The 6,343-nt window shown below is 66.4% G+C and carries 6 protein-coding genes; 5 read left to right on the plus strand and 1 reads right to left on the minus strand.

All coding sequences use genetic code 11. The annotated features are described in order from the left end of the window. From C1J00_RS36170 to C1J00_RS47315, 3 genes are all read left to right on the plus strand, one after another. Positions 1–3,233: RHS repeat-associated core domain-containing protein (locus tag C1J00_RS36170; RefSeq protein WP_180989823.1), on the plus strand; the 3,233-nt coding region annotated here is incomplete at its 5' end. Then, the gene (locus C1J00_RS36175) at positions 3,230–3,649 is read left to right on the plus strand and encodes a hypothetical protein (protein WP_146046320.1); all 420 of its coding nucleotides are present in this window, start codon (positions 3,230–3,232) and stop codon (positions 3,647–3,649) included. The genes C1J00_RS36170 and C1J00_RS36175, both read left to right, overlap by 4 nt. 998 nt (positions 3,650–4,647) lie before the next feature. After that, positions 4,648–4,878: a hypothetical protein gene (locus C1J00_RS47315; RefSeq protein ID WP_245936638.1), complete on the plus strand. Its 231-nt coding sequence runs from the start codon at positions 4,648–4,650 to the stop codon at positions 4,876–4,878. A 23-nt stretch (positions 4,879–4,901) separates the two neighbouring features. Here C1J00_RS47315 and C1J00_RS47320 read toward each other — a convergent pair whose 3' ends face one another. Continuing rightward, entirely contained in the window at positions 4,902–5,090 is a 189-nt protein-coding gene (locus tag C1J00_RS47320) for a hypothetical protein (RefSeq protein ID WP_245936639.1), read from the minus strand. Positions 5,091–5,502: 412 nt separating this feature from the next. On the opposite strand from C1J00_RS47320, the gene panD reads away from it, so the two are divergent. Beyond that, on the plus strand, positions 5,503–5,922 hold the full coding sequence (gene panD, locus C1J00_RS36190) for an aspartate 1-decarboxylase (protein WP_102913171.1): 420 nt from the start codon (positions 5,503–5,505) through the stop codon (positions 5,920–5,922). 33 nt (positions 5,923–5,955) lie between these two features. After that, entirely contained in the window at positions 5,956–6,300 is a 345-nt protein-coding gene (locus tag C1J00_RS36195) for a GNAT family N-acetyltransferase (RefSeq protein WP_102913172.1), read from the plus strand. Positions 6,301–6,343: the final 43 nt, after the last annotated feature.

Genomic DNA, 6,343 nt, shown 5'->3' on the forward strand with positions numbered 1-6,343 from the left:
CGCTTCCCTCCCACGGCCCGCGCTGGCCGCTGGACCGCGAGAACGGTGGCTACACGGTCACTGACCCCGCCACCCACCGCGTCTGGCACTTCGCCGACCGCACCGACGACCTGGCAGTCCTGGAACAGATCGACGACCGCAACGGCAACTGGATCACGTTCGAGTACGACGCCGAAGGCACCCCGCTGGCCATGATCTCCAGCGGCGGCTACCACGTCCGTGTCACCACGGAGGCGAGCCGCGTGACGGCCCTCCACCTCGCCGCCACGGGCGAGGAGCTGAAGCGCTACGCCTACACGGACGGCCACCTCACCGAGGTCATCAACTCCTCAGGCCGCCCTCTCAGGTTCACCTACGATGAGTTTGGCCGTGTGACCGCCTGGACGGACACCAACGACCGCGGCTACACGTACGAGTACGACGATCAGGACCGCTGCGTCGCCGAGGGCGGCACGCACGGCCACATGACCCTGCGACTCTCCTACGACGGCAGGGACCCGGACACCGGCCTGCGCGTGACGACCACGACCACCGCCGAAGGTCATACCCGGCGTTACGTCGTCAACGACGCTTGCCAGATCGTCGTCGAGACCGACCCCCTCGGCGCGGTCACCCGCTTCGAACGCGACCGCTACCACCGCCTCCTCTCCCGCACCGACCCCCTCGGCCACCGCACCGCGTTCCACTACGACGAGTCGGGCAACCTCCTCACCCTGACCCGCCCCGACGGCCGCGAGGCAAGAGCCGAGTACAACGAGCTCGGCCTGCCGGTGAAGGTGGTGAACGCGGACGGCACGGTGGTCCGCCAGACGTACGACGATCGGGGCAACCGCACGTCGGTGACCGCCCCGTCGGGCCAGACCACGCACTTCACCCACGACGAGGCGGGCCACGTCACCTCCGTGACCGACCCGCTGGGCCACACGACCACCATCGTGTGCGACCGCGCGGGCCTCCCCCTTCAGATCACGGACCCGCTCGGCGCGACCACCCGCTACGAACGTGACGCCTTCGGTCGTCCGGTCACCGTCACCGACCCCACGGGCGTCGTGACCCGCCTGGAGTGGACGGTGGAGGGCCACCTGGCCCGCCGTACGGCAGCAGACGGCTCGACCGAGTCATGGACGTACGACGGCGAGGGCAACTGCACCACCCACACGGACCCGATCGGCGGTGTCTCCCGCTTCGAGTACACGCATTTCGACCTGCTGACCGCCCGCACGGGTCCGGACGGCGTGCGCTACGAGTTCGCCCACGACCTGGAACTGCGGCTGACGAGGGTCACCAACCCACAAGGCCTGACGTGGGACTACGAGTACGACTCGGCCGGACGCCTCATCACGGAGACGGACTTCGACGACCGCACGCTCACCTACACGTATGATCCGGCCGACCGCCTGACCTCCCGGAGGAACGCGCTCGGCGAGGTGACGCGGTTCGAGCACAACGAGCTGGGCCAGGTGATCCGCAAGGACGCGGCGGGCCGGGTCACGACGTACGCGTACGACATGACCGACCAGCTCGCCGAGGCCATCGGTCCGGACGACACACGTCTGACCCTCCTGCGAGACCGCTTCGGCCGCCTGCGCTCGGAGTCGGTCGACGGCCGCACGCTGACCTATACCTACGACGAGATGGGCCGCCGCACGGGCCGTACGACCCCGACCGGCGCGACGACGACATGGTCGTACGACGCCGCGGGCCGCCGCACCGGCATGGTGGCCTCAGGCCGCTCGATCGACATCACCTACGACCCGGCAGGCCGCGAATTGACCCGCCGCATTGGCGAGACGGTCACCCTGGAGCACACCTTCGACCCCCTGGGCCGTCTGACCACCCAGTCGGTGACGGGCACCGGCGACCGTGCCGTGCAACACCGCTCCTACACCTACCGCGACGACGGCAACCTGATCGGCATCGACGACCGCCTCTCGGGCTCCCGCCGCTTCGACCTGGACGCGACGGGCCGGGTAACGGCGGTCCACGCGGCGAACTGGTCGGAGACGTACGCGTACGACGCGGCCGGCAACCAGACGACGGCACACTGGCCGTCCTCACACCCCGGCGCGGACGCAACCGGCCCCCGCGACTACGTGGGCACCCGCATCACCCGAGCCGGCAACGTCCGCTACGAACACGACGCCCTCGGCCGCATCATCTTGCGCCAAAAGACCCGCCTGTCCCGCAAGCCGGACACGTGGCGCTACGAATGGGACGCGGAGGATCGCCTCACGTCGGTGACGACTCCCGACGGCACGCGCTGGCGCTACACGTATGACCCCCTGGGCCGCCGCACGACAAAACTCCGCCTGGAGCAGGACGGCGACGCGGTCGTCGAGCGCGTGGACTTCACCTGGGACGTCAGGACCCTGTGCGAACAGACCACCACGTCCATCGACCTAACCAACCCAGTCACCCTGACGTGGGACCACCGGGGCCTGCACCCCGTCGCCCAGACCGAGCGCATCACGGACGCAGATGCGCCGCAGGAGGAGATCGACTGTCGCTTCTTCTCCATCGTCACCGACCTGATCGGCACGCCGACCGAGCTGGTCGACGAACACGGAGACTTGGCTTGGCGAACACGCAGCACTCTGTGGGGCACCACCTCATGGTCCGCGAACAGCACCACCTACACACCCCTCCGCTTCCCCGGCCAGTACTACGACCCGGAAACGGGCCTGCACTACAACTACTTCCGCCACTACGACCCCGAAAGCGCCCGGTACCTTACACCCGATCCGCTCGGGCTCGTTCCAGCGCCCAACCCAACCACCTATGTTCGTAATCCACACGGACAGTCTGATTCACTCGGACTTGCTCCCGAATGTCCTCGCGGCAAGAATGGGCGCGGGACTTACGACTTCAGGGAGCCGAACCCGAACTATCCGCCCGACGAAGGAGCGGCCGCAGCCATGAGGTCTGCTCCGATTGGTGGAAATATCGACTGCTCGGAAATTGCAGAGTACATCCTAAGGGAAGGTGGAGGGCGAGGGAATATCATCAATTTCACGATGCGTGAAAGTTCAGCCATTAACATTCCTGAAGATGCAGGTCGTATAGTGACGGAATATCGCTATCATGACGTTTATACGGACGGGCGATACGTGTACGATCCCGCGATGAGCTCAGAACCGATTCCATACGGTGACTATGAGCGAGCCATTCGTCTGGAGAATCCGGGAAAGAAGCTTATCATCCAAGATGGGGGATACTCCGGCCCTCTCTGGTGACGAATGAATGGATGATTGTGTCGAGTCGTGGCGAGCAGGCAGTGCAGGCGCTGAGCAGGTTTGGAGAACTCGCATGGTTCAAATTGCCCACGGAATTCAATGCTGCATATGGCTACGCTCAGGTTCCTTACATGGGGTGGCGCTATGCATTCCCCGAAGAAGGGGTGGCGCAGTTCATTGAAGCTGCCGTAAGGGATCTGCCGACGCAAGTTGACTGGGAAATCGACAGAACGCGCAGAAACTGGGTGCTGGTCCCGACGCGGGTCCTGCATGAGGCGCACGGGCTCGCCGACCCCAGCTTCAGAGACGTTGTTCACTCTATCAACGTTCAAGATCAAGAATTTTGCCTCAAGGCGCTGTCGGATTTCGAACTCATCATCCAGCATCTGCTGCAGGTGCACATTTCGGAAGACTGAGGCAGTAAGCTTTCCCGACCTCATTTTGGGCTGGTCAGTTGCGGGGACAGCACCGCTCGGGGTGAGGTCGTGTCTGTGCGGGAAGCCGCCAGTACTTGCAGGGCCTTGCGCCCGAAGACGCGCTGTCCCCCAAACCGGACACCAGGCGCTACGAGTGTGAGGCGGAAGACCGCCTCATTGGGATGACGACACCGGACGGCACGTGCTGGTGCTACAGGTACGGCCCGCTTGGTGCCGCACGGGGAGACTTCGCCTGGCGGAAGACGGTGAAACGGCTCACGGCGCTGCCGTCCCGCTCTGCGTCCAAGGTCAGGCGGACCCTGCCCTCGGCGAGTGACGGTGTCGGTGGCGCACAGACCTCCGGACGTCAGGAGGTCGTCCATGGTGGGCAGTCCGTGCAGGAAGGAAGCGAGCGGGTCGGCGGGCTTTCGCGGGGCGGCTGCCGGCCTCCGGCTGGACGTTGTTGCACTCGGCGATGCGAATGACCGCCGTGCCTGCCTTGGCGGCGGAGAGTTCGCCGCCGAGATGCATGAAGCCGTACGACTGTCCGGGCTCGGTGACCGGCCAGAGTGTGTAACCGGTGGGTGCGTAGACCCTTGAGGACGGGCTGCAACACGATCATCCGCTGCGGACGTGAGGCCATCTGCTCCAGTGAGTAGCCGATGGCATCCCCGAGCTGCTGCTGGTTCAACCCGGCCACGTCCGCAGGTACCGCAAGAGCACCGCAGACGCCGACCACACGCCCGACAGAATCGGACCCCGGTCTTCGCACTCCGCCCCGTCCGCGTGGCCCGTACCGTCCTCACAGTCCCACGCCCTTCCCATCCCGCTCCGCGTCCGCTCACGGCCGCGCTCGTCACGGGTCCGTGTCCAACGCGACGCGGGAAACGGGACACGCGCCGGGCCCATACAACGCCCGTACGACCCAAGCCCACAGCCGACCATTCAAGCCGTACGACGAGGGCGCCGTGCGGTCCGCCCGGCGGGAGTGGGGCGCCGTGCTTCTTCAGCAGGTCGGCCGCGCGGAGTTCGGCGACCGCGAACGGGCCCATCTGGAGCTCGAAACCGTACAGTCGCTCGGCGAGCCGACCGATCACGTCGGGTGCCATGGCGTCGCCGTGCCGCTCGCCTGCCTGCCGCGCCACTCGCTTGATGACGGTGTGCAGGTAGGTGTCGGTGTCCATCGCGGGGTCGACCCACGCTCTCGTCGCCGTAGCCGCGCGCCTTGACCCAGGCGGGTGCGCAGCACTTTTTAGGCAAGCCGGACCATCTCCTCGACGACCGGGTGCGGGGTGTAGTACGAGTCGCTGCGCTGGCGGAGGCTGTCGTCGTAGACGGATAGGGACGACTCGTAGAGGCGGAGGTAGGCGTCCCGGTTGCCCTGCCGGTGAGTCTCCCAGCCGACGGCCGCCACGGTACGGGCGAGGCAGTTCAAGGCCACTTCGAATGTTTCCGTACGGCCTCGCGCAGCAGGCGACACAGCGGAGCGATGTGCTGGACGAGGACCGAAACGCGACGGATCTCCGACGGTTCACAGCAGAGCATGCTTCCAGGGGGAAGCATCTCGCCCTGCCCCTGATGCGCCTGATGTGTCGTTAGGTAAGTCAGCAATTGGTCAGCATCAACCCCGACACACTCCGAGACGGTGCCCGAGCGAATGGGACTGCTGCAGGGTCAATGCCTGGTGGGTGGCGTCACAACGGCCTGGTGCCTGCGGAAGTGCAGGCAGGGAGTCTTCTTCAGGGTGAAGCGATGTTCCTCACAATCTTCGAGTCAGGCGCGTGCTAGTTGTAGAGTGATACCGCCTTTGACCTGCACAAAGCAGGCAGGGAGCCGTCTTCCAGGAGTCCAAAGTGCTGCGTACTCTGTTCAAGGCCAAGATCCACCGAGCCACCGTCACCCAAGCCGACCTGCACTACGTGGGATCCGTGACCATCGACGCCGATCTGCTCGACGCCGCCGATCTGCTGCCCGGCGAGCTCGTGCACATCGTGGACATCACCAACGGGGCCCGGCTGGAAACCTACGTCATCGAGGGTGAGCGCGGATCCGGCGTGATCGGGATCAACGGGGCAGCCGCGCATCTCATCCACCCCGGCGACCTCGTGATCATCATCAGCTACGCACAGGTGACGGACGCCGAGGCGCGGGCACTCACCCCCAGGGTCGTGCACGTGGACCACGACAACCGGATCGTAGCCCTGGGCACCGACCCGTCCGAGCCGGTGCCCGGTTCGGACCAGCAGCGCAGCCCGCAGGCCGTCGAAGCCTGACCGAAGCATCCGGAGCCAAGGAGGAGCGTGTCCATGAGCGACCCGGAGATCCGCGACGACCGGGCGGCGGGCCGGCTGGAGGCCGTGTCCGGCGGTGAAGTCGTCGGCCGCATCGAGTACTTCGTGCTCGACGGCCCCGAGCGCGCGCTCGTGCCCGTCCACACGATCGTCGAGCCGGCCCACGAGGGCCAGGGCATCGCGGGTTCACTCGCCCGCGAGCTCTACTCCCTCGCCGGCCGCGAGGACCGCGCGGTCGCCTCTCTCTGCCCCTATGTGACCAAGTGGGCCGAACGTCACCCGGACGAGGCGCGGCCGGCGGACCAGGCACTCCTCGCCGCGGCGAAGGACTGGCTGAGGGCTCGCCCCGGCCGTTCCTGAGGACCGTCCTCGTCACCGCCCCCGTTACCCCCACCTGGTCCCC

Origin of the sequence: Streptomyces cahuitamycinicus (assembly GCF_002891435.1) — a bacterium.
In the GTDB taxonomy this organism is placed as follows: domain Bacteria; phylum Actinomycetota; class Actinomycetes; order Streptomycetales; family Streptomycetaceae; genus Streptomyces; species Streptomyces cahuitamycinicus.